General features: G+C 56.8%; 1 pseudogene. It reads right to left on the bottom strand.

Features of this window, described 5'->3' with window-relative positions:
* Positions 1-301 precede the first annotated feature (301 nt).
* A pseudogene (locus tag QT222_RS01215) lies at positions 302-1,423 on the bottom strand (BCCT family transporter); the annotation flags it as partial.
* Between the last annotated feature and the right edge of the window lie 79 nt (positions 1,424-1,502).

Below are 1,502 nucleotides of genomic sequence, written 5' to 3' on the forward strand. Positions count from 1 at the left end.
ATCAAACATTATTTATAATCCACATCTGGTTATGTTCCCATAGTGAGAGAATATAGAGGTGCGTGCCTCCCTGCTGGTGGTGTCGGACAGGGTAATCACCAGACCGTAGTGACCGCTGACACCCGTGGCCCTTTCGAACGAACCGATTCGAAGGGGGGCCGTTAGTGAACCGCCTCGGGGTCAAGTGGTTCGAGACGCCAAAGGGGTCTCGTCATCACGAAAGACGAAGGTCTTTCGAACGACCCCGAGACACTCGGCCTGCTCCACCTGTAGAAGTCTATTCCGTTCCTAGAATGCTCACTCAGTCGTCGCTCGGTGTGCTCGAATCAGACTGCCGAGTGAGGAGCGTCTCGCTCTCTACGTCGATCTCACTGGTATTCTGTACATATCCTTTCGCGACGACGTAACTCCCGTATAGGATGACGAGCAGGAGTAGTGAGAACGGAAGCGCCATTGTGACCGAAAGCGACTGGATGGAACTGAACTCTTTGAGTTCGAGCGACATCATTCCGAAGAAGGCCAGTAATGCCCCCCACCACGCGCGGTTTCGAGGGTTCGGATTTTCGTCGCCAAGCGTAATCGCGGAGATCATGAACACCGCCGAGTCGAGCGAGGTGATGATGTATCCTGCGATGACGAGTACGAACAAGACCGCCAGTACCGTCCCGAAGGAGGTGATTTGCAGGGCCTTCGCGATTGCTGCAGGCTTGCCAGCAGCGGCCATGATGTCAGCGACTGGTTGCTGGTACCCCGGCGCAAGTACCCACCCACCGATGAGTAAATGTTGAATCCACGTAAGGAACGTCGGCACCACGACAAGTACGACGAACATTTCGCGGATGGTCCGGCCCTTCGAGACACGGGCAACGAAACTGCCGACGAAGATACTCCACGCGGCCCACCACGCCCACCAGAATCCGGTCCAGTTTGCCGCCCAATTACCCGCGGATGTCGGTGCCGTATAGAGCGTCAGCCGGAACATCTCGCTGAGCCAGACACCTGTCGCATCGAGGCCGAGTTCGAACATGAAGACAGTCGGACCGACCACGACGAGCAAAGCCATCGAGAGACCGATCAGTAACATCGTCACACGGGCGGCATTACGGATTCCTTTTCTGAGCCCGAGCCAGACGTCACCGAGAAAGACGACGCCGATAAGCGCGAAGACCGCGTACGTCAGAACTGTTGCTTCGAGGTTGAACACTCGTCCGAGAATCGCTGCCATCGTCTGTGCACTGAAGCCGAGCGTCGTCGATATTCCGCCGATGGTAGCAATGACAGCGGCTAGGTTGACCGTCCAATAGAGACCGGGAATGCGGTCTTCGTCGATGACGGCGGTGAGCATCGTGCTAATCTTGTACACACCGTCGCCGGCGGGGGAGACGATGTTTTCGAAGCCCTACGCGACGGGGGGACACCACATTGGCATGTCAGGGAACACCGCGGGACATGTCCTCTACACACATCTGACGCTGCCGACAATCCCACCCGTGACATTCCTA

The organism is Haloferax sp. s1 (genome assembly GCF_058382125.1).